This window comes from Bradyrhizobium archetypum, assembly GCF_013114835.1.
GTDB lineage: Bacteria > Pseudomonadota > Alphaproteobacteria > Rhizobiales > Xanthobacteraceae > Bradyrhizobium > Bradyrhizobium archetypum.
This window is the reverse complement of sequence record NZ_JAAVLW010000002.1, coordinates 397,024-421,213: the sequence shown is the minus strand read 5'-3', so window position 1 is coordinate 421,213 and position 24,190 is coordinate 397,024. Positions and strand designations below refer to the sequence as shown.

General features: G+C 61.1%; 20 protein-coding genes and 4 pseudogenes. 8 read left to right on the top strand and 16 right to left on the bottom strand.

Annotation, left to right across the window (positions count from 1 at the left end; translation table 11 throughout):
• Positions 1 to 10: 10 nt before the first annotated feature.
• The 6 genes from HCN50_RS06475 to HCN50_RS06450 all read right to left on the bottom strand — a co-directional run bounded on the left by HCN50_RS06475 (position 11) and on the right by HCN50_RS06450 (position 4,605).
• Positions 11 to 208, bottom strand: coding sequence for a hypothetical protein (locus HCN50_RS06475; RefSeq protein WP_235976800.1), 198 nt, complete (start codon positions 206 to 208; stop codon positions 11 to 13).
• A gap of 9 nt (positions 209 to 217) precedes the next feature.
• A complete protein-coding gene (locus HCN50_RS06470; RefSeq protein ID WP_171708798.1) occupies positions 218 to 808 on the bottom strand; it encodes a 3-phenylpropionate/cinnamic acid dioxygenase subunit beta in 591 nt (196 codons plus the stop codon).
• A gap of 18 nt (positions 809 to 826) precedes the next feature.
• Positions 827 to 1,615, bottom strand: a complete 789-nt coding sequence (locus HCN50_RS06465; protein WP_311967232.1) for an SDR family NAD(P)-dependent oxidoreductase — start codon at positions 1,613 to 1,615, stop codon at positions 827 to 829.
• A gap of 20 nt (positions 1,616 to 1,635) precedes the next feature.
• On the bottom strand, positions 1,636 to 2,994 hold the full coding sequence (locus HCN50_RS06460) for an aromatic ring-hydroxylating oxygenase subunit alpha (RefSeq protein WP_171708796.1): 1,359 nt from the start codon (positions 2,992 to 2,994) through the stop codon (positions 1,636 to 1,638).
• A 66-nt stretch (positions 2,995 to 3,060) separates the two neighbouring features.
• Positions 3,061 to 4,011 (bottom strand): Bug family tripartite tricarboxylate transporter substrate binding protein, encoded by a 951-nt coding sequence (locus HCN50_RS06455; RefSeq protein ID WP_171708795.1) that lies wholly within the window; start codon positions 4,009 to 4,011, stop codon positions 3,061 to 3,063.
• Positions 4,012 to 4,212: 201 nt separating this feature from the next.
• Positions 4,213 to 4,605, bottom strand: coding sequence for an FAD-linked oxidase C-terminal domain-containing protein (locus tag HCN50_RS06450; RefSeq protein WP_171708794.1), 393 nt, complete (start codon positions 4,603 to 4,605; stop codon positions 4,213 to 4,215).
• Between the two features lie 320 nt (positions 4,606 to 4,925).
• On the opposite strand from HCN50_RS06450, the gene HCN50_RS06445 reads away from it, so the two are divergent.
• Entirely contained in the window at positions 4,926 to 6,554 is a 1,629-nt protein-coding gene (locus HCN50_RS06445) for a thiamine pyrophosphate-binding protein (protein WP_171708793.1), read from the top strand.
• A gap of 7 nt (positions 6,555 to 6,561) precedes the next feature.
• Positions 6,562 to 8,199: an FAD-dependent oxidoreductase gene (locus HCN50_RS06440; protein ID WP_171708792.1), complete on the top strand. Its 1,638-nt coding sequence runs from the start codon at positions 6,562 to 6,564 to the stop codon at positions 8,197 to 8,199.
• A 162-nt stretch (positions 8,200 to 8,361) separates the two neighbouring features.
• On the opposite strand, the pseudogene HCN50_RS06435 reads toward HCN50_RS06440, so the two are convergent.
• From HCN50_RS06435 to HCN50_RS33445, 9 genes and pseudogenes are all read right to left on the bottom strand, one after another.
• Positions 8,362 to 8,942, bottom strand: a pseudogene (locus tag HCN50_RS06435) (ABC transporter ATP-binding protein); the annotation flags it as partial.
• A 113-nt stretch (positions 8,943 to 9,055) separates the two neighbouring features.
• On the bottom strand, positions 9,056 to 10,072 hold the full coding sequence (locus HCN50_RS06430) for an ABC transporter ATP-binding protein (RefSeq protein ID WP_171708791.1): 1,017 nt from the start codon (positions 10,070 to 10,072) through the stop codon (positions 9,056 to 9,058).
• Positions 10,069 to 11,058: an ABC transporter ATP-binding protein gene (locus HCN50_RS06425; protein ID WP_171708790.1), complete on the bottom strand. Its 990-nt coding sequence runs from the start codon at positions 11,056 to 11,058 to the stop codon at positions 10,069 to 10,071. Before HCN50_RS06425 ends, HCN50_RS06430 begins: the two co-directional genes overlap by 4 nt.
• 3 nt (positions 11,059 to 11,061) lie before the next feature.
• Positions 11,062 to 11,985 carry an ABC transporter permease gene (locus tag HCN50_RS06420; protein ID WP_171708789.1) on the bottom strand — a complete coding sequence of 308 codons (924 nt, stop codon included), beginning with the start codon at positions 11,983 to 11,985 and terminating at the stop codon, positions 11,062 to 11,064.
• Positions 11,982 to 12,923: an ABC transporter permease gene (locus tag HCN50_RS06415; protein ID WP_171708788.1), complete on the bottom strand. Its 942-nt coding sequence runs from the start codon at positions 12,921 to 12,923 to the stop codon at positions 11,982 to 11,984. Before HCN50_RS06415 ends, HCN50_RS06420 begins: the two co-directional genes overlap by 4 nt.
• A 17-nt stretch (positions 12,924 to 12,940) precedes the next feature.
• Positions 12,941 to 14,545, bottom strand: coding sequence for an ABC transporter substrate-binding protein (locus HCN50_RS06410; RefSeq protein WP_171708787.1), 1,605 nt, complete (start codon positions 14,543 to 14,545; stop codon positions 12,941 to 12,943).
• A gap of 185 nt (positions 14,546 to 14,730) precedes the next feature.
• Entirely contained in the window at positions 14,731 to 15,900 is a 1,170-nt protein-coding gene (locus HCN50_RS06405; RefSeq protein WP_171708786.1) for an amidohydrolase/deacetylase family metallohydrolase, read from the bottom strand.
• A 75-nt stretch (positions 15,901 to 15,975) separates the two neighbouring features.
• Positions 15,976 to 16,411 (bottom strand): annotated as a pseudogene (locus HCN50_RS34430) (amidohydrolase family protein); the annotation flags it as partial.
• A 101-nt stretch (positions 16,412 to 16,512) separates the two neighbouring features.
• Positions 16,513 to 16,757, bottom strand: a pseudogene (locus HCN50_RS33445) (nitrilase-related carbon-nitrogen hydrolase); the annotation flags it as partial.
• A gap of 270 nt (positions 16,758 to 17,027) precedes the next feature.
• On the opposite strand from HCN50_RS33445, the pseudogene HCN50_RS33440 reads away from it, so the two are divergent.
• The 6 genes and pseudogenes from HCN50_RS33440 to HCN50_RS06375 form a co-directional block, all read left to right on the top strand.
• Positions 17,028 to 17,295, top strand: a pseudogene (locus tag HCN50_RS33440) (type 2 periplasmic-binding domain-containing protein); the annotation flags it as partial.
• A 62-nt stretch (positions 17,296 to 17,357) separates the two neighbouring features.
• Positions 17,358 to 17,858, top strand: coding sequence for a nucleoside deaminase (locus HCN50_RS06395; protein WP_171708785.1), 501 nt, complete (start codon positions 17,358 to 17,360; stop codon positions 17,856 to 17,858).
• A 104-nt stretch (positions 17,859 to 17,962) separates the two neighbouring features.
• Positions 17,963 to 19,534, top strand: a complete 1,572-nt coding sequence (locus HCN50_RS06390; protein ID WP_171708784.1) for an ABC transporter ATP-binding protein — start codon at positions 17,963 to 17,965, stop codon at positions 19,532 to 19,534.
• Positions 19,518 to 20,609 carry an ABC transporter permease gene (locus HCN50_RS06385; RefSeq protein ID WP_171708783.1) on the top strand — a complete coding sequence of 364 codons (1,092 nt, stop codon included), beginning with the start codon at positions 19,518 to 19,520 and terminating at the stop codon, positions 20,607 to 20,609. Before HCN50_RS06390 ends, HCN50_RS06385 begins: the two co-directional genes overlap by 17 nt.
• Positions 20,596 to 21,513, top strand: coding sequence for an ABC transporter permease (locus HCN50_RS06380; protein ID WP_171708782.1), 918 nt, complete (start codon positions 20,596 to 20,598; stop codon positions 21,511 to 21,513). Before HCN50_RS06385 ends, HCN50_RS06380 begins: the two co-directional genes overlap by 14 nt.
• Before the next feature lie 76 nt (positions 21,514 to 21,589).
• Entirely contained in the window at positions 21,590 to 22,669 is a 1,080-nt protein-coding gene (locus tag HCN50_RS06375; RefSeq protein WP_171708781.1) for a BMP family ABC transporter substrate-binding protein, read from the top strand.
• Between the two features lie 46 nt (positions 22,670 to 22,715).
• On the opposite strand, the gene HCN50_RS06370 is transcribed toward HCN50_RS06375, so the two are convergent.
• Complete coding sequence (locus HCN50_RS06370; RefSeq protein ID WP_171708780.1) at positions 22,716 to 24,065, bottom strand: 8-oxoguanine deaminase; 1,350 nt, start codon at positions 24,063 to 24,065, stop codon at positions 22,716 to 22,718.
• Positions 24,066 to 24,190: the final 125 nt, after the last annotated feature.

The following is a 24,190-nucleotide window of genomic DNA, read 5'->3' as shown; positions in this document are numbered from 1 at the left end:
CTCGACATTTTCAGGTCACATTCAAAAGCTTTGCAATATCCTGCGCGTGGCAGAGCTCAATGGCGCCCACCTCTGCAGGATTCCGCGGCACCTCGAGGTAGCGGACCTGAATCCACATGCCGTCTTCCATGTTCTCGAGAACCTCAGCGATCGTTCCATCTTCAAGCAAAAGGCGGTCGCCAGGTCTGAGGGTCAGCACATTGATCATTGCCGCCCCTTAGAAAAACACCGACAGGTTCTTTGCAAGGAGGACATTCTGGTCAAGGATGATCTCGCGCCGCGCAATCTTCCAGCCGTCATCCGTCATGCGAAGCACATCTGTGCGCTTCCCGACGAACATATATGTCTCGTACTCGACTCGGTTCTGATAGATCATGAAACAGCACCGCGTTTCGATCTCACGCGGATCGCCCAGGGATGGCAAGACTTTCTTGATCTGGACGTTACTCACCATATGGCAGACACGCGACAGCGGCTCCTCGGCGAAGTGAACGCCGGTCAGGATCTGGTCAACTCGTTTCGTCAGCGTCCACTTGTCCTCATCAAACCAGCTAATCCCGATTCCTGTGCGGGTATTCTCTCGCTCGCCATGCTGCCCGAATTTGACGTTGCGGCGGATCGGCATGAAATAGGAAATGTCGTCCGTAAGGAGATTGAGCCAGTCGCGAAACCGGCGCTCATCGAGCAGTTCAGCTTCCGCATAGAGGAATTCTTCGATATCCGCCCTGAGCCGATAGTAAGCATCGTTGCGCGGAAGTTCGGCGGATCCGGTCGGCGACGGGGCGTTGGTTTCAAGCACGGCGGCCATGCTGTTCTCCTTGAGGGCCTAGACGGTATGGGTCGCGGACTTCGCTGGTACGGGGCCGCCCTGATGGGCAAAGCAACCCACGTCGATGATTGTTCCGGAGATCGTCTCCGCCTCCGGCGATATCAGGAAGGCAACAACGTTGGCGACGTCTTCCCCATTCACGGAACGGCCGGCTGCGGTGCCGGGCGCGCCCTGACCGAACCGCGACGGATCGCCGCCCACCCGACCGAGACTCATTCCGGTTACAATGCCGCCGCCGCCAGGCACTACCGTGTTGACGCGAACACGATGGTGCAAGAAATCGTAGGCAGTCGCTGCCCCGAGCGCAACGAGCCCGCCCTTGCTCGCGCTGTAAACTGCCATGTTTGGCTTTCCCCAGCCGGCGCCCGAGCCTACGTTGATGATTGCACCACCGCCGGCCTTGACCATGTGCGGAAGCACCGCGCGGCTGCATAGATACGGCCCCTTCAAGTTCACGGCCATAATGCGATCGAACAAGGCCTCGTCGGTGTCGAGCACGGTGCCGAGCGGGCCAATTGCGGCATTGTTCACGAGCGCGTCGATTCGACCGTGCTTCTCCAGTGCTTTATCGACGACCCGGGTGACATCCTCTGCCCTGGAAACGTCTGCCTCCATCAGGACGGCCTGCAGACCGCGCTGTTCGAGTTCAGCCTTCAAGCTCGGAATAGCATTGGCAGCGGTGCTTGAAACCTGTGCTGTCTCAAGACCGAACGCCACCACCGAATGCCCGCGTGCTGCAAGACTGAGAGTGATGTCGCGGCCAATCCCGAAGGTCCCGCCCGTCACGATGACTACGCGCGATGGATTCACTCGGCTGCCCTCTGAGGTAAGTTTCCACCAACACCAAGGAGTTCATCCCAAGCGGCCCCTCTCAGGTACGACTTCCAGCGCGCGTAGTAGCCGCGCGCAATCTCCTCGGTAATCTGGAGACTGACAGTGCCACCGAGAGCATGATCTTTCGTCCAGGCGCCAAGCGACTGCTGATAGTTGAACGGATAGCGGCGAGCGACCGTCCCCATGCTGGCAGCGGTGGCATAGAGCCAGTTCTCCATGTCGTCCTGCTCGGTCATTCCGGCCGGACCCGAGTAGCGCATGTAGTAGCGACGCAGATAGTCCTTGGCCTCCTGCGGCGCATCAGCGTCGACCAGGAAGAACCGCCACCCCTCGGTGGAGGTCGGGCTGTGCGGGTGCCACGCACAAAGCCCTCGAGGCTGACGCCCATGATAGGACGTGTTGGGGAAAATCGTGCCGACGAATGGCAACAGCCTCGCCTGCTCTCCTAGCCGCCGTTTCCGCTCCTCGAAGCAGTGACGGAAATATTGCTCCAGCACCGGGTTATCGAGAAACGATTCGATATACTCATTCTCCTCAGGCTGAATCGCGCTGTGAACGCCATGTCCTTCCGGAAAGCTGATCCAAACGTGCTGCGCTTTTTCCAGCTCGTCGTCACGGCGCCCCTTCTTTCCTGCCGCGGCGCTCGGCCCAATGCCGATCAGATCGACCGAGCGGTGACTCGGGTTGTGGTAGGTATCGCCGAGGAAGTTCTCCGCGGCGAACTTCCAGTTCGCCGGGAAAATCCACTTGTGTACGCCGACCACCTCCGAACCCCCGCTCCGGCCGTCACGGCAATCAAGCGCCTGGTCGAGATGAATCTTCGCGTCGCCGAGATAGGTGATGAAATCGGGAGCATCCTTGTCCCAGGTAGCCCAGATCGTTCCCTTGTAGATTGCGAGCTTGGCAACCGAGACGAGCGAATTTGCCTCTCGATCAAGCCCCTCGTAGAGGGTTCTAAAATGCGGCACACCCTGAAGCTTGCCATCCGTTGTGTATGTCCAACTGTGATATGGGCAGGTAAAGAGCGAGGTATTCCCGGACTCGTAGCGGCACACTTTCATGCCGCGATGACGGCATGAATTGAGAAACGCGTGCACGATGCCCTGCTTGTCCCGGCACAGGATCACCGACTCCTCGCCCATCCGGGTTGTGTAGAAGTCGCCGGGTTTTGGGATGAGGCTCTCGTGTCCGATGAACAGCCAGGCACGCGTGAAGACTTTCTCCAATTCCTCCTTGTAGAGATCGGGATCAACGAAGATTTCGCGGCTGACGAAGCCCCTATCCGTATCAACGAGCTTATCCGGATCATCAAAACGGCTGTTCGGGGGCATGATCGTGTTCTCCACGTAGTTGGTCGAATGGGATCGGCACTATCGAGCTTAGCCGGCAGAACGAGGCTAGTCCGTCGAGAGCTTGGCGTCCGTGACGACACGGCTCCACTTCGCGAGGTCCTGAACAATGTTGCCCGCATATTTCTCCGGCGTTTCAGCAACGGGCCTCAATCCCTGTTTTGCCAATCTCTCCGCCACATCGGGGGACCGAAGAATTTCGCCGATCTCCGAATTGTAGCGGGCGACGACGGCAGGCGGCATGTCCGGGGGCCCGAGAACTCCGTAGCGGATATCCGCATCAAAGCCGGAGAACCCGAGCTCGTCCAACGTGGGTTGATCCGGAAGCTGAGGCGCTCGCGCTTTCGTCGCCACGGCAAGAATCCTTATCTTGTCCGACGCTAGCGGAAGCGCCACGTGAACCGGCAAGAACATCGCGCTGATATGGCCGCCAACAAGATTGGAGATCGCGCCGGCAGAGTCTCGAAACGGCACGTGCATCAAATCTATCTTTGCCGTGAGCTTGAAGAATTCCATCGCGAGATGGTGCGGTGTGCCGACTCCAGGCGAAGCATAGTTGATCTCTCCAGGACGACTCCTCGCGTACGCAACCAGCTCCTTGATTGAATTTGCCGGCACAGATGGATGAACGACGAGAGCAAGCGTCCCGACCGCGGCTTCAATGATGGGCGTGAAGCCCTTAACGGGGTCATAGATCACCGGTTTCGTTAGGCTGATATTGGCCGTGAACGGCGGGTCAGCAGTCATGACCAGCGTATGACCATCCGGCGTAGCGCGCGTGACCATTTGCGATCCAATGCCGCCGCTCGCGCCCGTCTTGTTGTCGACGATAACGGCCTGACCGAGCTTCGGCTGGAGCTTTTCAGCAATTATTCGCGCGATGATGTCGGGGCCGGTTCCGGGCGAAAACGGCACAACGATGGTGACGGATCGCCGCGACTCCTGCGCCATGCCCTGCGAGCTGGCCAGAACAGTGAACAGGGTCGCCAACAGACCCATGAGGGTTCGCCGCAACGACGACCGCCATGCCAAGCTGAATAGCGTTCGAGCGAAGTCATCGCGACAAGTTTCCAATGGACCCAGCGCCATCATCCCACGTCCTCGCGCTCTCCTAAGTTGTCCATCTGGTGGACATTGTGTTCAATTCTAGTGGCGCCAAAGAAGCGGGTCAAGTAGCCCGGCAGCGTTCGAAGGAACGGCTCAATGCAAGCCCGAGATGGCGGTGGAACTCGGAAAGGAATCGCGAATGAGCCAGAGCTTCGCCTCCTGCGAAGACGACTGAGCTATGATTGCATCGCTGACCAAATCTTGCTCCGGCCCGCGAGAAATGACGGCTTCCAATTTTTCGGACGGGTCGTCCTGGCCGGCCAGGCGCACGAGTACGTACCATTCGCGATCGAGCCTGATTGGAGGCACTGAGCCGAGAATCTGCCGGCAGACCCGATCAATCCCCATTCGGGGAAGCAGTTCGATCGCCGATAAGCGCCCGTCCGCAAGCTCGATCGCGAGGTCTGCGCACTCGCCGGCGGATTGCAAGGACTGCACCGCAAGGACCGCGGAGCGGCTCTCAATGTCCGCCGGGTGAAGCTTCAAGTGAGGCCGCCGCTACGATGCCGAGAATCCCCTCCCCGCCAATGAAGAGATGCCTGATATCAACGCCCGAGTTGTCCTTGCGCCAGACCGACAGCGTTTCCTCGGCACCACTCCCTGAAATCGATGGTCGCCGTATTCACGATTGGGGGGCGGAGATGAGGAGACCGGGCCGAGTGAGGTCGCCTTCAGTGTGCTCAACGTGTCCATGCGATTTCCTTCGAGGCCTTGCCGCCATTCCGTTCAATGTTCGGAGAGTGGACATCTGTCTCATGGCAACATAACGTCCTCGACGTTTGTCGAAGGGTACTGGAGTCGATTGAATGGAACAGACCGGCGGAGACGCTCTTGCGCGTCAACTCGCGTTGCAGGGTGTCACTGAAATCTTTGGTGTGCCGGGCGTTCAGCTCGACTGGGCTGTCGATGGGCTGCGCAAGATGCAGGACAGAATTCGCTACCTTGTGACGAAACACGAGCAAGCGGCCTCGTATATGGCCGACGGTTATGCTCGTTCAACGAACGGTATCGGCGTTTGTATGGTGGTACCGGGCCCCGGCATTCTAAACGCAATGGCGGGGCTCGCCACCGCCTATGCCTGCAATTCACGCGTACTCTGCATCGCCGGCGACATCCATTCGTCGGCGGTCGGGAAGGGACTTGGGCTGCTTCATGAGGTTCGCAGCCAATCGAAAATATTAGGCACGGTGACCAAGTGGACCGGACGTGCATCCCGCGCCGAGGATATCCCCAACCTGGTCAGGCAAGCATTTCAGCAACTAAAGAATGGACTCCCTCAGCCAGTCGGGATCGAGATCTCGCAGGATCTTTTGAGCACAACTGCCGATATATCGCTGGTCGATCCTGCGGAACCGACCGAGACAGATTCTGTTCCGTTTGCGGAGATCGAACGCGCCGCCGAGGCGCTTTCGACTTGCAGCTTTCCTGTACTGTATGTGGGGGGTGGCGCGATCGCAGCGGGCGCCTCCCTCGAACTGCAGGCCCTCGCTGAAAAACTTCAAATGCCGATCGTGATGGGCGAGAACGGCAAGGGCGCCGTATCTGACCGGCATCCCCTGGCATTCAACACGCTTGAAGGCCGCGAACTCTTTGCTCTAGCCGACGTAGTCCTCATCGTTGGCAGCCGCTTTGTCGATACTGCGATGGGCAAGCCGGCTTGGCCGCCCGATGACAAGACCTACATTTTCATCAACCTCGACGAAAACGCGTTCGGAGCGCCGCGACGGGCGGATATCGCGATAAAGGCCGACTGTCGGGCGGCGCTTGCCGCACTCGATGCGGGCTGCTCAAAACGCCACGCTTCCAACGTCGACTTTGGCAAGCTAAGGGCTTCCGCACGTGAGCAGATGCTCGGGATCGAACCCCAGGGGGCCTGGGTTCGGGCTCTCAGAGCGGGAATTCCCGATGATGGAGTGTTGGTGAACGAACTCACGCAAGTTGGTTATTTCGCGCGGCTGGCCTATCCGGTTTATCAGCCGCGCACCTTCCTTACACCCGGCTATCAAGGCACGCTTGGATACGGATTTCCGACCGCTCTCGGGGTCGCCGCTGCAAATCCCAAGCGCATGGTCGTGAGCATCGATGGCGATGGCGGGTTTGGCTGGGGACTACAGGAGCTGTCGACCGCGAGGAAGTACGATCTCAACGTGACGATTGTGGTCTTCAACGATGGTCACTTCGGAAATGTGCGCAAGATGCAGCAAGATCAGTTCGGAGAAGAATTCGGCGTTCAGCTATACAATCCCAGATATGACCGGCTCGCCGCCGCCTTCGACATTCCGTACAAGCTTGCTGAAGGGCCAGCCGATCTGGAGCGCCTCCTTGTCGCACGCCCTTCAGATCCCGGACCGATCTTGATCGAGGCCAAAGTCGGCCCCATGCCGAGTCCCTGGCATCTGCTTCGCCTGGTCCCCCCGCCCTTTGCCAATAGGTAGTCCCCTCATGCTGGCTGAAGCCGCATCGTTTGATGTACTTATCGTGGGGGCCGGTCCAGTCGGACTCACGCTGGCGCTCGATTTGGCTTCCCGCGGGATTGACGTCGCGATCCTCGAGAGACGCCCCGCTGGCGAACCGCCGAGCGTGAAATGCAATCACGTCTCCGCCCGCTCCATGGAGATCTTTCGGCGCCTCAAAGTTTCGCAGGATTTGCGAAATGCCGGATTGCCGGAGGACTATCCCAATGATGTCAGTTATCGTACAACGACGCTCGGCATCGAGATCGCAAGAATCAAGATCCCCGCCAGGAAGTACCGCTACTCCGACAAATCCGGACCTGATGGTTGGTGGCCTACTCCCGAACCGCCACACCGCATCAATCAGATATTCCTTGAGCCCATCCTGTTTCAGCGGGCAGCTAGCACGGATGGCATCACTATTTTCAGTGAAACTACCTATTCAGAATTCAGGGAAGATCAATCCGGTATAACTGCGTTTGCTACATCGTTATCTGGCGACGAGCGGCAATTCCGCGCAAAGTTCCTCGTTGGATGTGACGGTGGCAGTTCCGTGGTGCGTAAGCAGATTGGCGCCACGTTCAAAGGCGACCCGGTCGTTCAACGCGTTCAGTCTACGTACATAGAGGCGCCAGATCTTATCGGAAGGATGACGGTGCCGCCGGCTTGGGCAATGTTTTCACTCAACCCAAGGCGCAGCGGAAACGTGTATGCGATCGACGGCAAGGAGCGCTGGCTCGTTCATAACTATCTCAAGCCTGACGAAACTGACTTCGACAGTGTGGATCGGCACGCATCCATACGTCGCATTTTGGGCGTGGGCCCGGACTTTCAGTACACGGTACTCAAAAAGGAGGATTGGATCGGGCGAAGATTGGTCGCGGATCGATTCCGGCAAGGTCGCGCCTTCATATGCGGCGACGCCGGTCACATCTGGGTACCCTATGCAGGTTATGGCATGAACGCTGGAATCGCGGACGCCGAGAACCTGGCGTGGCTTCTTGCCGCGCATCTGAAGGGGTGGGCCAGCGATGCAATACTCGACGCCTACGAGGCCGAACGCATGCCTATCACGGCTCAAGTGTCTTACTTCGCCATGAACCACGCGCACGCGATGTTTGAGCAAAGAAGTGCCGTACCGGATGACATTGAGGCAAGCGGGCAGCGGGGCGACCAACTCAGGGAAGCCCTGGGCAAGGCCGCGTACGAGCTCAATGTTCAACAATACTGCTGCGCTGGCCTGAACTTCGGATATTTCTACGCCAACTCCCCCATCATCGCATATGACGGCGCAACAGCGCCGGAATACACGATGGGAAGCTTCACCCCCTCGACGGTGCCCGGGGCCCGACTGCCGCATTTCTGGCTATCGGAGGGCGAGTCTGTCTACGACAGGTTGGGTCCTTACTACACGCTGCTCCGATCGGATCCCAAGGTGGAGGTGACTCCCCTATTGAAAAGCGCGGAGGCGCACAACGTGCCGCTTGCGCTTCTCGACATTGGAGAACCATCTGAGCTGGATTACAAGCTGATTGTTGTTCGCTCTGACCGGCACGTCGCGTGGCGGTCCAATACATCGCCCGCAGATTCATCAGGCCTAATTAGAACGTTAGCGGCCAGCACTTAGTCAACGCATCTCGACCCGCTCCGCCGGCTCAGCCAAAATGGCGAACTCGATATCGCCTGATCGTTTCCCGACGTTGCGCGCTGCGGATCGGAGGTTAGCACTCCAGATGTGCTAAGACGCTCCGGCGGCGAGCCTTGTATCGATTTTAATGTGGGGGATCGCTTAGACGAGCTCGCGCGTGTAGTCGGTCTTCGGATTGTCGAACAGCGCCCGACTTCCCCCTGCTCGACGATCGCGCCATTGCGCAGTACGATCGTGCGCTCGCAGATCATGCGAACGACGTTCAGGTCATGGCTGACGAACAGCAAGGCCAGATTGTCCTCGCGCCGCAACCGGTCGAGGAGCTGCAGCACCACCGCCTGCGCGGAGACATCGAGCGCGGCCGTCGGTTCGTCCAACACCAGGAGGCGCGGCCGACAGGCGATGGCACGGGCGATACCGACGCGAGCCTTCTGGCCACCCGAGAGCTGGTGTGGGAAGCGCGGCAGCAGGTCCAACGGCAGTCCCACCCGCTGCGCGCATTCTTCCACCCGCTGCCGCAGGGCATCGTCCTCCCGCAGACCTCCAAGCCGCTTCAGCGGATGGGCAATGCAGTCAAAGGCGGTGAAGCGCGGATTTAGACTTTTGTTCGGGTCCTGGAAAACCATCTGGATGTCCTTGCGGAACGGCGAGCGGCGAAAATCCCGTGCCGGGACATGGCTGATCGATTGGCCGTCAAACACGATATCGCCTTCGCTCGGGTCGAAGGCTTGTGAGTGAATCTGCGTTGAACGCGGAACCAGGCAGATCGAGATTGACGACTTTCACAGTCGGTCTTAGTCGAACTTGATCATTAGAATTTTCCGTTCGCTGGGAGTCAATTCCGCCTCACCCTTGGATCACCAAGCGGGCCCGGCACTTCCGGCAGCGATTCGAGATGACACGCCACCCACTCGCCGTCTCCGGCCGACCGAAGCATCGGCTCCTCTGTGCGGCAGCGAGCGAACACGAATGGGCAGCGGGTATGGAAGCGGCATCCGCTGGGTGGATTGATCGGGCTCGGCACGTCGCCTTTGAGAATAATGGGATTGCGGTCGGCGCCGGGCTCCGGCAGCGGTACCGCCGAGAGCAACGCCTTGGTGTAGGGATGCTTCGGTGCCGTGAAGATCTGCCGTCTGGGCGCCATCTCAACGATCTTGCCGAGATACATGACTGCGACACGGCGCGTCATATGTTCGACGATAGCGAGGTCGTGGCTGATGAAGAGCAACGCGAGGCCGAACTCCTGCTGCAAGTCCTGCAGCAAATTGATGATCTGCGCCTTGACTGAAACGTCGAGCGCCGAAACTGCCTCATCGCAAACGATCAGTTCGGGTTCCGCGGCGAGTGCACGGGCGATGCCGATCCGCTGGCGTTGACCGCCTGAGAATTCGTGCGGTCGGCGGTTTAACGCATCATGCGGCAGGCGCACGGTATCCATCAGCGCCGCAACGCGTGCCTCGAGTTCGGCGGAAGATTTGGCGAGGCCGAAATTGCGGATTGGCTCGGCCAGGATATCGCGCACGCGCATCCGCGGATTGAGACTGGAGAACGGATCCTGGAATACCACCTGCACGCGGCGGCGCATGCTGCGCAGCGCTCCGGGTGAGAGATCGTCGATCCGCTGGCCGTCCAGCACCACCTGACCCGCCGTGATATCGAACAGTCGCAGGATGGCCCGGCCGACCGTCGACTTGCCGCAGCCGGACTCGCCTACGAGCGACAGGGTTTCGCCGCGCTCGACTTCGAAGGACACGCCGTCCACGGCATAGACCCAATTGGTTGTGCGGCTGAACAGCCCGCCACGGACCGGAAAATGCTTCTTGAGGTCGTTGACCTGGAGCAGCGCACTCATGCGGCAGCCGCTCCTTTAGACGCGTAATGGCAAGCAGTGAAGTGGCGGGGCGTCTTCTCCTCCAGACCCGGCGCGAATTCACGACAGAGATCTGTCGCGATAGGACATCGCCCCACAAAGACGCATCCCTCGATCCGCTGCTTGAGGCTCGGCACTTGCCCTGGGATTTCAGCGAGGCGGCGCGCTGCGCCCGTAAGGGAGGAGCCGAGCCTCGGCAACGCGCCAAGCAGGCCCTGCGTATAGGGATGGCGGGGGGAGCGGAACAGCTCAGCTACCGGCGCCTCCTCAACTTTGCGGCCGGCATACATGACCATGACGCGCTCGGCGATTTCCGCGACCACGCCGAGATCATGGGTGATCAGAACGATCGCCGCACCGACGCGGCGCTTGAGATCCAGCATCAGTTGCAGGATCTGCGCCTGGATCGTTACGTCCAGTGCCGTGGTCGGCTCGTCGGCGATCAGGAGCTTTGGGTTGCAGGCAAGCGCGATGGCGATCATCACGCGCTGGCGCATGCCGCCGGAAAGCTGATGCGGGTATTCGCGCACGCGCCGCGCCGGCTCCGGGATGCCGACCAATGCCAGCATCTCGACGGCGCGCGCCAGTGCCGCCTGCTTGTCGAGCCCTTGATGCATCCGCAGCGTCTCCCCGATCTGACGGCCGACGGTCAGCACCGGATTGAGGCTCGTCATCGGCTCCTGGAAAATCATCGAGATGTCGTTGCCGCGGATGGCGCGCATCTCATGCTCGGAGAGCTGCAGCAGATTCTTTCCCTGGAAGCGGATAGAGCCCGCGATTTTTCCGGGAGGCTCGGGGATCAGCCGCATGAGCGACATCGACGTGACCGACTTGCCGCAGCCGGATTCACCGACAATGGCCAGCGTCTCGCCTTCATCGACGTGGAATGAGACGCCGTCAACGGCGCGATTGACCCCCTCCGGGGTGCGGAAATGTGTCTGCAGGTTCTGAACGTCGAGCAACGCCATGCTCTACAGGCCCTTAGCCATTCGCGGATCGAGAGCATCACGCAGGCCGTCGCCGAGCAGGTTGACGGCGAGCACGGTCACAGACAGAAAGGCGGCGGGAAAGAACACGATGAACGGCTTTACCTGCCACAGCGCCCTGCCCTCGGCCATGATGTTGCCCCAGGATGGAATGGTAGGCGGCGTTCCGGCCCCGATGAAGGAGAGGATGGACTCCACAATCATGGCGCTGGCGCAGATATAAGTTGCCTGGACCAGCATCGGCGCAACCGTGTTGGGCAGGATGTGGCGCAAGATGATCATCGGCGTTCGCGTACCGGAGGCGACCGCAGCGTCCACATAGGGCTGCTCGCGCAGCGACAGCACCACACCGCGCACAAGGCGTGAAACGCGCGGGATTTCGGCGACGGTGATGGCAAGGATGACGTTGCCGACGCTGCCGCGCGTCAACGCCATCAGCGCGACGGCGAGCAGAATCGGCGGTATCGACATCAGCCCGTCCATGAAGCGCATCACGATGCCGTCTGCCCATCGCACGAAACCCGAGACGAGACCGATAGCAAGGCCGGCGAGCGAGGCACATAGCGCCACCGAAAGGCCTACGGTGAGCGAGACCCGTGCCCCATACAGAACGCGTGAATAGATGTCTCGGCCCAACGCGTCGGTGCCAAACCAGAAGTCTGCGGATGGCGCGCGCGTACGCTTGGCGGGAGCCAGCGCGGTCGGATCAACGGTCCCGAGATAGGGCGCGAAGATCCCGACCAATATGAGGCAGAGGAGTAAAGTGCAGCCGATCGCGACCGTCGGATGGTTGCGCAGGAAGCCGAGGACACCGCGCCGGACTTTCACCGACGGCAGCAGGTCCGGCAGTTGCGGCGCGACAACCAGGTCCGCCGGCAGGCGCGCTGTATTGGCGGTCGAAACGGTCAATAGCGGATCCTCGGATCAACCAGGGTGTAGGTGACGTCGACCATCAGATTGACCAGCACATAGAGAAAGCTGAACAACAGCACGATCCCCTGGATAACCGGATAGTCGCGGCGCAGAATCGCATCGATCGTCAGCCGTCCAAGACCCGGGATGGCGAACACGCTTTCAGTCACCACCGCGCCGCCGATGAGAAGCGCGATACCTATGCCGATTACCGTTACGATCGGAACGGCTGCGTTTTTCAGCGCATGAATGAACAGGATGCTATTCTGCCCCAAGCCCTTGGCGCGAGCGGTCCGGACATAATCCTGCTGCAGCACTTCCAGCATGGCGGCCCGGGTGATGCGCGCAATCAACGCGATGTAGACGCAGCCGAGCGCGACGGCGGGAAGGATCAGGTTCACCAGCCATGGCCAGAAGCCTTCGGCCAGTGGCGTATAACCCTGCACGGGAAGCCATTCGAGATGAAGCGCGAACACATAGGCCAGGATGTATCCGACAACAAAGACGGGAATCGAGAATCCGAACACGGCAAACGCCATGATGGTGCGATCCAGCCATGTTCCTGCCTTCCACGCCGCTACCACGCCGAGAGGTACGGCGATCAGAATCGTCAGCACGAGCGTCATCGCCATCAGCGAGAGCGTCGGCTCCAGGCGCTGCGCGATCAGCGAGCTGACCGGCAGGTTGGTGAAAATCGAGGTGCCGAGATCGCCATGCAGGATGCGCCAGACCCAGCTCCCGAACTGGATCAGAAACGGCCGGTCGAGGCCGAGGGCCTGGCGAATACGCTCCACGTCGGCAGGACTCGCCTGGTCACCGGCGATTACCGCGGCCGGATCGCCCGGCGCGATATAGAGCAGACTGAAGACGAACAGCGCGACGACCGCCATCACGGGCATGGTCGCGACAATTCTCCGGAGAATATACGAGATCATGTGAGCTCACCGCACCGTCATGCGGTCTTCGACACGCCCCAGAAGAAGGGCAAGGGCCCCTTCGCCACACCGGAGACGTTCTTGCGCCACGCGGTGTAGCTCAGGAAGAATCCGGTCGGCGCATAAATCACGTCTTCGAGCGCCGCCTTGTTGAGACGTTTGACCGCAGCCTTCTCCTCATCGAGAGTCTTGGCTTCGAACCATGCCGTGACTTCCTTTTCCACAGTCGTGCTGGTGGGCCAGCCAAACCACGCCTTGTCGCCATTGCCGCGAATGGCATTGTAGGCGGCGGGACTGATGCAGTCGGCGCCCGCGTGCCAGGTATGAAACATTTGCCAGCCTCCCTGGCCCGGCGGCGTCTTCTGGGCGCGGCGCGAACCGACCGTTCCCCAATCGGTTGCGACGAAATCGACATTCATGCCCATCTTCTTGAGCAGGTCCGCCGTGACATCGCCCTGCGCCTTGGTAATCGGCTGATCTTGCGCCACGACGCAGGTGACCGGCTGGTCTGTATAGCCGCTCTCGGCCAACAGCTTTTTCGCTGCCGCGATATCGCGCTTGCCCTTCAGGATCTCGCCGCCCTCCTCAGTGTAGAGCGGCGTATCCGGCGTGAAGAAGCCCGGCAGCGGTTTCCAGAGCGCGGTATCGTCTCCGACCAGCGCCCGCATGTAGTCCTCCTGGCTCAGCGCCGTGAGCAACGCACGTCGCGCCCTTACGTCATTGAAAGGCGGGTGCAGGTGGTTCATCCTGAAGGCACCGATGTTGCCGAGCGGATCGGCGATGTCGACGCTGATGTTGCGATTCTTCTTGAGCACCGGTACGAGATCGGGAATCGGATTCTCCCACCAATCGACCTCGCCGTTCTGCAACGCGGCCGCCGCGGTGGCAGGATCCGGGATCACCACCCATTCAATGCGGTCGATCAGCATTTGCTTGCCGCCGGCGAGCCAGGACGCCTTCTCCTGCCGCGGCACGTAATCGGAAAACTTCTCAAACACCGCCTTGGCGCCGGGCACCCACTCGCCTTTCGCGAACTTCATCGGGCCTGAGCCGATATATTCGGCGATCTGCTTGAATGGGTCGGTCTGGGCCATGCGCTCCGGCATGATGAAGGCACAAGGTGTGCTGTTCTTGCCCAGTGCCAGCATCATCTTCGGATAAGGCTGTTTCAGCACCCATTTGAAAGTCTTGTCGTCGACGGCGGTAAGCTCGTTCTGGATCGCCTTGATCATCTGGCCCATGGGATCGCGGACCGACCAGCGCGCGAGGCTCGCGACCACGTCTTTGCTCAGTACTGGCTCACCGTCATGAAATTTCAGTCCCGGCCGGAGGCGAAAGGTCCAGGTCAGACCGTCATCGGTTACTTCCTCGGACTCGACCATCTGGCGCTGCGGCTGCAGCGTGGCATCGAGGCCATAGAGAGTATCCCATACCATCGCGGCCGCGTTGCGCACCACATACTGGGTCCCCCAGATCGGATCGAAATTCGCGAGATTGGCCTGGGGCACAAAACGCAAGGTACGCGCCGCGGCGCCTTGGGAAAGCGCCGGCATCGAAAGCCCGCCGGTTGCCGCCAGGCTGCCTACCCCGGCTATTCCTTTCAACAGAGTCCTGCGATCCATAGAGCTCTCCCAGTCTCGAATTGTTGTGGCGGTTTTCTTCGGCCGAAGCTTCTGCCCCAATTGAGGCGAAACGGGGCAGTTAAACCGATGGCGATCAGCCCCCTTGTGCTTGCAAGCGGTATGCCAGCGCCCCGCTGAGATCGTCGGCCACGAACGGGGATGGGTTTTCGAGCAATGACATCGAGTTAGCCTGCGATCTGCTTGAATTTCGGCGATGGTTTCGGGTGCCACCAGCGGCCGCCAATCACGACGCCTTCGGATACGATCTTGCGGTCGCCGATCAGATGCTCGCCGACAACATCGACGTAGTCGAACTTACCTCGCGCGACCGAGAGCAAGGTGGCGTCTCCAACGCTTCCCGGCTTCAGGCTGCCAAGCTCGGGACGTCGTAGCGCCATCGCGGCATTGACGGTCGAAGCCGCGATCACATCCGGAAGCGGCATTCCCATGCACAGGAACTTGGACATGGTCGTCACCTGATCGAAGGCTGGGCCATCGATGCACAGGAGATGGACATCCGAAGAGATGGTGTCCGGATAAAAGCCGTTGGCGAGCATCGCCCGCGCGGTCCTGAAAGCAAATGAGCCTTTGCCGTGGCCAATGTCGAACAACACGCCGCGTTCGCGCGCCTCCAGCACCAGCTTTTTCACCGTGCCCTGGGCGGTGGCAGGCGTATTGGGAAACGGCCGGAACGCATGGGTAAGGACATCGCCTGGACGCAGTCGGGCGACCACCTCCTCGTAGCTAGGCGGTGGATGATCGATATGCGCCATCAGCGGCATGCCAACCTGCCCGGCGACCTCGAGCGCGATATCCAGCGGCGCGATCCCCGAGGTGCCGGAGGCGTGGAGCCCTACCCGCACCTTGATGCCGACAACGAGGTCGCGGTTGGCCTCTGCCACCGCGACTGCGTCGATCGGGTTCATCAGCCGCATCTCCTCGCTCTCGCCGACCATGACGCGATGCGAGAAGCCATAAATGCCGGCATGCGAGACATGCAGATAGGCGAGAATGCGGACCTCGCTGCGCTCAATCACATGCTTCCTAAAGCCTGCAAAATTACCCGGGCCGGCGCTGCCGGTATCGACTGCTGTCGTGACGCCGGAGGTGCGACAGAACTCTTCGGCGTCGATGCCAAGCGAGGTGCCGCCCCAATAGACGTGGGTGTGCAGGTCGATAAGCCCCGGAGAAACGATGTAGCCCGACACGTCGCGTACGTCGGTTCCTGGATCCGCCTTGATCTCGCTCCCGACCATGGCCACCTTGCCGCTGGCGAATGCAACATCCATGACTGCGTCGAGCTTCTGGGAGGGGTCTATCACCCGGCCGCCGCGCAGGATCAAATCGAAAGCCATCGTCAACCCCTAACATGACAGTGAAGAAAACGGCGAGAGCCGCCTGTCCAGTGAAGCGGATGGATAGACCAGCCGTCAACCATTGAAGGCCGCGTGCGCTTCCGGCGAATCCCAGATCTTGCCGATCGCTGCGGTTGCGGCCGATATTATCGCGGCCTCATCCCCATGAATGTACCGGCCGGCATCGATCAGCACGCGTCCGTCAAACCTGGTCAATATTGGCGCGGTTCGCGAGCGCGACCAGTCCGCGCCTCGGATCGAACAACGGTTGCAGATGCGGATGAGTCAAGTCGACGACAGTGAGATCGGCAGTTGCGCCCGGGGCGATCGCCCCGAGGTCCGGCCGCTTGATCAATGACGCCGCGGTTGCAGTGACCGACTCGATCAGGTCAGGTACGCTTGCCACGTCGGCGCGTCCGGACGCGATCTTCGAGATCATCGAAGCGGCGTTCAGTTCGCCGAGCAGATCCATGTTGTAGCCGTCGGTTGCGACCATCGTCCTGATGCCGTGCCCCTGGGATGGTGTTTCGAAACGGCTCCATCACCGTGGTGGCGCCGCCCTTCAACAACTGAAGTATGCCGAGCCGCGCGATCGCAAGTCGTTCCGCCGGCGACATAGAAGCCGACGCCGAGCGCGCGGGCGCGATCGAACAAGGGCTGCACAGCCGGATTCAGCATGCCGCGTTCGTAGTAATGATCGAGCGCCGCGCCCTCGATGAACCAGCGCGGGAAGAAAGTCGTGAACGCCAGCTCGGGAATACCACCAGGTTTGCGCCAGACGCGGCAGCCTGCTCAAGGAGCTTCAGCATCCGATCGAGCGTGTGCTCTCGCGTATCCGGCTTTTGCGTCGGCCCCATCTGGGCGGCGGCGCGACGGACACGGATCAAAATTCGCCTCCAATCTATGCGGGTTGCTGCCTCAATAGGCGGACGATCCCGACCAGAACTGCACGCAACTACAGGCGCCATTACGCAAATGCGCGACGCCAAATGCAATCACTCGTGCTATGATATTTTCGGTGAGACAATAACCCGTGCTTATATGAACTTGCGCCAACTCGAGATCCTGCGTGCGGTCATCCGCCACCGGACGACAGTCGCGGCCGCGGACGAACTGGCGCTATCGCAGCCGGCGCACCGTTTCAGCCGACTGTCGAAGTACGATACTGCAACACGGCCTGTGTGCTCGCGGCCGCCGGCGTGGGCGCTGCCGTCGTCGACCCGTTCTCGCCAAACCAGGGCGGCAGCCATGATCTCATCGTCCGGCCTTTTGCGCTAAACACTCGCGGTGGCCTACATGCTATGGTCGCAAGCAGAACCGCTGTCACGTCTGGCCAAGGCATTCCCGGACGAAGTCCGGCATGTGAGCCCGCTTTTGGGCCGGGAAGGTTTCTGACCCGACTCTCAACGGCGGGGCCAGAATTGCCGACATGTGGCTGGACATTGATGGTGAGGCAGATGGTCGACGTTTTGGCGCTGAGCTCCTCGGAACTCGATGAGCATTTCCTACGGCTGTCATTTGCGGTTGCCCGCCGCGCCGTCAGCCATGGCAATCATCCGTTCGGCGCGGTTCTGGTCGATCAGGGCCGCAATGTTTTGATCGAGACCGAAAATAGTTACATGCCGTCGCATGACAGCACCGCGCATGCCGAACGGCTGCTGGCCACACAGGCCTGTACGACGGTCGCGCCTGATATTTTGCGCAACGCCACGCTCTACTCGTCCGCCGAGCCCTGCGCGATGTGCGCCGGCGCGATCTACTGGGCCGGCATCGGCCGGGTCGTCTACGGCCTGAGCGAAGTTCGGCTGCGCCGTCTGACCGGCAACCACCCGCAGAACCCGACCCTCGATCTGCCCTGCCGCGCCGTATTCGGCAGCGGCCAGCGCCCGACGGAGGTGGTTGGGCCATTGCTGGAAGACGAGGCCGCCGCGGTGCATGAAGGCGTCTGGGGGAAGTAACCGCTTGCCGAAGGGTTATGCAGGGCTAACGCTTTTCCCCACTTACGCGCGCGCCCAAACTAGACCAATATTGAGGCACCCTCTTCTCCTACGCGTGACGACGAATGCCAGATTCGACGCCTGCCGTTCCGCACGGCGACCCCAAGCCACTGCTGCAGACCATTGGTTTGACAAAGCGCTACGGTGACTTTCTGGCGAACGACCGGATCGATCTCGATGTCTGGCCGCGGCAGATCCACGCCCTGCTCGGCGAGAACGGCGCAGGCAAATCCACCCTCGTCAAAGCCATCTATGGACTGATCCAGCCGAGCGATGGCGAAATGCGCTGGCAAGGCGACACAATGGTTCTCTCCGGACCGTCGGAAGCACGTAGCCGCGGCATCGGCATGGTGTTTCAGCATTTTTCGCTGTTCGACAACCTCACCGTCGCCGAAAACGTTGCGTTGGGTCTCGACGGCAGCGAATCCTTCAAAGATATGTCGGCACGTCTTGAGGAGGTATCCAGGGTTTACGGGCTTCCGCTCGATCCCCGGCGCGAGGTCTGGCAACTATCGGTGGGCGAGCGTCAGCGCATCGAGATCGTGCGCGCGCTGATGCAGAACCCGAAATTCCTGATCCTCGATGAGCCGACTGCCGTGCTGACGCCGCAGGAAGCCGACCAGCTCTTCACCGTGCTCGACCGCCTCAAGGCCGAAGGCCGCGCGATCCTCTACATCAGCCATAAGCTCGAAGAGGTAAAGCGGCTATGCGACACCGCCACCATCCTGCGCCTCGGCAAGAAGGTCTCGACCTGCAATCCCAGGAAGGAGACCGCGGCTTCGCTGGCCCGCCTGATGGTCGGCGGCGAGATCAAGGAGGTGAAGGTGGCTGCCAACCGCAAGACCACGGTGCCGCGCCTCGTGGTCAACGACCTCAGCCTCGAGCCCGGCGATCCGCACGGCGTCCGGCTTCAGCACATCTCCTTCGAACTCAAGGGTGGTGAAATCCTGGGCATCGCCGGCGTTGCCGGCAACGGTCAGGACGAGCTTTTTGCCGCCCTGTCGGGCGAGTGGCTGGCCCCGGACCCCGGCATGATCGTGATCGACGGAATCGCCGCGGGCCAACTTTCGATCACGCGACGGCGCCAGCTTGGCGCGGCGTTCGTGCCCGAAGAGCGGCTCGGCCACGGCACGGCGCCACGCATGAAATTGTCGGAGAATGCATTGCTGACTGGGCATGCCGCGAGCAACATGGTTCAGCATGGCTTCGTGAAAACCGCGGCGATGCTCAAAACCGTTGATCGCGCGACCGAAGCCTTCGACGTCCGCAAGGCCAACCGCGATCCCGAAGCTGCCAGTCTTTCGGGAGGCAACTTGCAAAAATTCATCGTCGGCCGGGAAATCCTGCGTAATCCGGCCGTGCTCGTCGTGAGCCAGCCGACCTGGGGCGTCGACGCCGGCGCTGCCGCCGTGATCCGGCAGGCGCTGCTCGACCTCGCCGCCGGTGGCGCCGCGGTCCTGGTCACGAGCCAGGACCTCGACGAACTCGCCGAAATAACCGACCGCATCGCCGTGATGTTCCATGGCCATTTGTCGGAGCCGGTGGCGACACAGGGTGCCAGCCGCGAGAAACTCGGCTTGTTGATGGGCGGCAGCAGTCTCGAGCAAGAGGAACCGGCACATGCATCTGGTGCTTGAAAGGCGCACCGAACAGTCGAGAACGATCGCGCTGGTCTCGCCGTTGATCGCCATTGGCCTGACGCTCGTGACCATGAGCATCCTCGTTGCGATCCTTGGAACAAATCCGATCTCTGCGCTCGGCGTTTACTTCATTGATCCATTAACCGATGGATATTCCCTGCAGGAGATCGCGGTGAAAGCGACGCCGCTGGTGATGATCGCCATCGGCCTCTCGCTCTGCTATCTCGCCAATGCCTGGAACATCGGCGCCGAGGGCCAATTCCTGATCGGCGCCGTCGCCGGAAGCTGGCTTGCGGTGAAAACACACGGCACCGACGCCGGACCCTGGGTGCTGCCGGCGATGCTCCTGCTCGGCGCAGCGGGCGGCGCGCTTTATTCGCTGATCCCGGCGATCTGCAAGGTCAGGTTCGCCGCCAGCGAGATCCTGACCAGCCTGATGCTGGTCTATGTCGCCGACCTTGTTCTCGACTATCTCGTGCGCGGTCCGTGGCGGGACCCGGCGGGCTTCAACTTTCCAACCACCGCAGCATTCGATCCGGTCGCGACGGTGCCGGTCCTGATTGAGGCTGGCCGCCTGCACCTCGGCGCTGTTATCGCGCTCGTTGTCGTGGCGGCCGGCATGGTGCTGCTCGGGAAGACCATCAAGGGCTTCGAAATCCGCGTCGTCGGCGCCGCTCCGCGTGCCGCGCGGTTCGGTGGCTTCAACTCCAACCAGTTGGTCCTTTTGACCTTCGCGATATCTGGCGCGCTGGCAGGCCTGGCCGGCATCATCGAGGTGGCCGGACCAGTCGGAAATCTGCGGCCCGGCATCTCGCCGGGCTACGGCTTCACCGCGATCATCGTCGCATTTCTGGGGCGGCTGAACCCGGTTGGAATACTAATTGCAGGTCTTTTCCTTGCACTCACCTTCATTGGCGGCGAGCAGGCCCAGATCGCAATGAAAATTCCGCTGGACGTAACCAAGGTATTTCAGGGGATTCTGCTGTTCTACGTGCTCGCTTGTGACTCCCTCATTCTGTACCGCTTCCGGTTGATTTTCGCATCGCCAAAGGTGTCCCGTGGGGCTGCTTGAAGCAATCAGTCTTGCCGTGCTCGCGGCATCGACGCCGCTGCTGATCGCCGCTACCGGCGAATTGGTGGCCGAACGTGCCGGCGTCCTCAACCTCGGCGTTGAGGGCATGATGATCGTGGGAGCGGCTTGCGGATTCGGCGGCGCCTGGCTCACCGGCTCAACCATGATCGGCGCCCTTTGCGGGATCGCCGCTGGCACGTTGCTCTCGCTGATCTTCGCCATGATGACGTTGGGCCTGGCAGTCAACCAGGTGGCGACGGGTCTCGCACTCACGATCCTTGGCGTCGGCCTGTCCGGCCTGATCGGCGCCCGCTTCGTCGGCGAACGGATAGCGACGGCCCCGCATCTTCACATCCCGGGCCTCACCGACATTCCGCTGGTCGGACGCATTCTGTTCGGCGAGGACGCCTTCGTCTATTTCTCGCTGGCGCTGGTCGTCGGCGTCTGGTGGTTTCTCTACCGGACGCGGGCCGGATTGGTGTTGCGGGCCGTCGGTGACAATCATGCTTCGGCGCACGCGCTGGGACATCCGGTACTCCGGATACGACTGTTCGCCGTCATGTTTGGCGGCGCATGCGCGGGGCTGGCCGGCGCATATCTTCCCCTCGCCTACACGCCGTTCTTCATTCCGGGCATGACGGCCGGGCGCGGCTGGATCGCGCTCGCGCTGGTCGTGTTCGCGTCATGGCGGCCAGTCCGTCTCGTGATCGGCGCGTATCTGTTCGGCGCGGTCACCATCCTGCAGCTTCACGCACAGGGTTGGGGCGTCGGGATTCCATCGCAGTTCATGTCGGCATTGCCGTATCTCGCAACAATCATCGTCCTGGTTCTGATTTCGCGGGCGCGAACCGGGGGCTCGACCACACCCGCAGCTCTGGGCACGGTTTTCGTACCCGATCGATAAACATGGTCGAAACGCGCGATGGGGCGTGCGCGCTTCGGCAGTGACTGGCTACCCCTTTTACGAACCGGAGAAACCCATGAGGAAAATTCTCATCGCGACCACAGCGGCGATGCTCGCCGCCGGCGTAAGTCTGGTCGGCGCTTCCGCTGCCGAAAAGCTCAAGGTCGGCTTTATCTATATCGGTCCGATCGGCGATCTCGGCTGGACCTACCAGCACGATTTGGGCCGTCTGGCCGTGGTCAAGGAATTCGGCGACAAGGTCGAAACGACGTATCTCGAAAATGTCAGCGAAGGGCCGGATTCGGAACGTTCAATCGAGCAATTGGCGCGTGCCGGCAACAAGCTGATCTTCACGACTTCGTTCGGTTACATGGATCCGACGCTGAAGGTCGCGAAGAAATATCCCAACGTGCATTTCGAGCACGCGACCGGCTACAAGCGCGACAAGAACGTGTCGACCTATTCCGGCCGGTTCTATGAAGGTCGCTATATCCAGGGCATCATTGCCGCCAAAATGTCGAAGGCTGGCGTGCTCGGGTATGTTGCTTCGTTCCCGATTCCGGAGGTCATTTCGGGCATCAACGCCACGATGCTGGGCGCGCAAACGATCAACCCCAACATCAAGGTCAAGATCATCTGGGCCAACACCTGGTTCGATCCCGGCAAGGAAGCCGACGCGGCCAAGGCACTCTTGGATCAGGGGGCCGACATCATCATGCAGCACACCGACAGCCCGGCGCCGATGCAGATCGCGTCGGAGCGCGGCAAGCTGGCGTTCGGCCAGGATTCCGAGATGATCAAGTTCGGACCGAAGTCGCAGCTCACCTCGATCATCGACAATTGGGGACCCTACTACATCGAGCGGGTCAGGGCCGAACTCGAAGGCACCTGGAAGTCGGAAGATTTCTGGGGCGGTCTGAAGACGAAAATGGTCGTCATGGCGCCCTACACCAACATGCCCGACGACGTAAAGAAGCTGGCGATGGAAACGGAAGCAGCCATCACCGAAGGCAAGCTGCACGCGTTCAAGTGCCCGGTCTTCGCACAGGATGGCAAGGAAGTAGAATGCAAGGGCGGCACTCACCTCGATGACGGCCAAATCCTTGGCATGAACTTCTACGTCAAGGGCGTCGACGACAAGATCCCCGGCAAATAAGGGGGGACCAGCGCGAACAGGGGTTGGGGCGGCAGCGCCCGAACCCTCATCCCGCATGCATGGTGCGCGCCGCTGCACTGTGACGGCGGATCAGGTCGGCCACATCCAGTCCGGGGATTGCACCGTCGACCACCACCCAGTTTCCGCCGACCATGACCCGGTCGGCGCGGTGCGCGCCGCACAGAACCAGCGCGGCCAGCGGATCGCCATGGCCGGAGAAGCGCAACTCGTCGAGCTTGAACAGCGCGAGATCGGCGGCTTGCCCGACTGCGATCTCGCCGAGCTCGGGACGGCCGATGCAAGCCGCCGATCCCTTGGTGGCCCAGCGCAGCGCATCCTTGTGGCTGACGCGGCCGACGCCGTAGCGCGCGCGCTGCAACAGGAACGCGGCGCGGACTTCCTGCATCAGATTGGATTCATCGTTCGAAGCCGAGCCGTCGACGCCGAGGCCGATCGGAACCCCGGCCTCCTCCATCTCGCAGACCGGGCAGCAGCCGGATGCCAGAACCTGGTTGCTGCAGGCGCAATGGCTGATGGCCGTCCTGGCCCGGCCCAGCCGCTTCATCTCGTCCGGATTGAAAAAGATGCCGTGGGCCAGCCAGGTCCGCGCGTTGAGCCAACCACATTGCTCGAGATAATCCAGCGGACGACAGCGATACATCTGCTCGCAGAATTTGTTCTCGTCCTCGGTTTCGGCGAGATGGGTATGCAAACGAACGTCTAGCCTGTCCGCCAGCGCTGCGGTTGCGCGCATCAACGAGGTCGTTACCGAAAACGGCGAGCATGGCGCTAGCGCGATCTGCACCATGGCGTCCTCGCCGCGCTGGTGATGCTTTGCCACGACGCGCTCGCAATCGTCCAGGATCGTATCCTCGTCCTGAACCACGACATCGGGTGGCAAGCCTCCGTCCTTCTGCGACAGGTTCATCGATCCGCGCGTCAACAGCACGCGGATGCCTAGCCGGCCGGCAGCGGCAACTTCGATATCGACGGCGTCCTCGAGCCCGGCTGGAAATACATAGTGATGGTCCGTCGTGGTGGTGCAGCCCGACAACAACAATTCGGACATCGCTACGGTGGCGCCGAGGTGAAGGGATTCCGGCGTCAGCCGCGCCCAGACCGGATAAAGCGCCTGCAGCCACGGGAACAGTTCGCGGTCGAGCGCCGCCGGCAGCGACCGGGTCAACGTCTGGTAAAAATGATGATGGGTGTTGATCAAGCCCGGCAACACAACGTGCGCGCCGGCGGCAAATATGGAAGTATTGGCAGTTGCCGGTTCCCGGCCGCGCGGCACCAACTCGACGATCCTGCCGCCGCGAACCACAATGCCGCGTTCTGCGCCCTCGGCCAGAATGGAGAGAGGATCCCTGATCCATGTCGCCTGTGCTTGGTCCATGATCCCACTTTCTTTCGAACGAGGCGCCGTTAGCAAACGCCGCTTCGACACTGCACAGACCGTCCCAACGGCATTGGCAATTGGCGCTGGTCTTGCAAGGCTTCATAATCGGAGATGCATCCGGT

Excerpts from the sequence above, each read along its gene's own strand:
- HCN50_RS06390 (WP_171708784.1), top strand. The coding sequence starts at position 17,963 with ATGCCAGATTCGACGCCTGCCGTTCCGCACGGCGACCCCAAGCCACTG.
- HCN50_RS06455 (WP_171708795.1), bottom strand. The coding sequence starts at position 4,011 with ATGGGTCTGTTGGCGACCCTGTTCACTGTTCTGGCCAGCTCGCAGGGC.
- HCN50_RS06425 (WP_171708790.1), bottom strand. The coding sequence starts at position 11,058 with ATGGCGTTGCTCGACGTTCAGAACCTGCAGACACATTTCCGCACCCCG.
- HCN50_RS06410 (WP_171708787.1), bottom strand. The coding sequence starts at position 14,545 with ATGGATCGCAGGACTCTGTTGAAAGGAATAGCCGGGGTAGGCAGCCTG.
- HCN50_RS06460 (WP_171708796.1), bottom strand. The coding sequence starts at position 2,994 with ATGCCCCCGAACAGCCGTTTTGATGATCCGGATAAGCTCGTTGATACG.
- HCN50_RS06475 (WP_235976800.1), bottom strand. The coding sequence starts at position 208 with ATGATCAATGTGCTGACCCTCAGACCTGGCGACCGCCTTTTGCTTGAA.
- HCN50_RS06445 (WP_171708793.1), top strand. The coding sequence starts at position 4,926 with ATGGAACAGACCGGCGGAGACGCTCTTGCGCGTCAACTCGCGTTGCAG.
- HCN50_RS06375 (WP_171708781.1), top strand. The coding sequence starts at position 21,590 with ATGAGGAAAATTCTCATCGCGACCACAGCGGCGATGCTCGCCGCCGGC.
- HCN50_RS06440 (WP_171708792.1), top strand. The coding sequence starts at position 6,562 with ATGCTGGCTGAAGCCGCATCGTTTGATGTACTTATCGTGGGGGCCGGT.
- HCN50_RS06385 (WP_171708783.1), top strand. The coding sequence starts at position 19,518 with ATGCATCTGGTGCTTGAAAGGCGCACCGAACAGTCGAGAACGATCGCG.
- HCN50_RS06430 (WP_171708791.1), bottom strand. The coding sequence starts at position 10,072 with ATGAGTGCGCTGCTCCAGGTCAACGACCTCAAGAAGCATTTTCCGGTC.
- HCN50_RS06415 (WP_171708788.1), bottom strand. The coding sequence starts at position 12,923 with ATGATCTCGTATATTCTCCGGAGAATTGTCGCGACCATGCCCGTGATG.
- HCN50_RS06405 (WP_171708786.1), bottom strand. The coding sequence starts at position 15,900 with ATGGCTTTCGATTTGATCCTGCGCGGCGGCCGGGTGATAGACCCCTCC.
- HCN50_RS06470 (WP_171708798.1), bottom strand. The coding sequence starts at position 808 with ATGGCCGCCGTGCTTGAAACCAACGCCCCGTCGCCGACCGGATCCGCC.
- HCN50_RS06370 (WP_171708780.1), bottom strand. The coding sequence starts at position 24,065 with ATGGACCAAGCACAGGCGACATGGATCAGGGATCCTCTCTCCATTCTG.
- HCN50_RS06395 (WP_171708785.1), top strand. The coding sequence starts at position 17,358 with ATGGTCGACGTTTTGGCGCTGAGCTCCTCGGAACTCGATGAGCATTTC.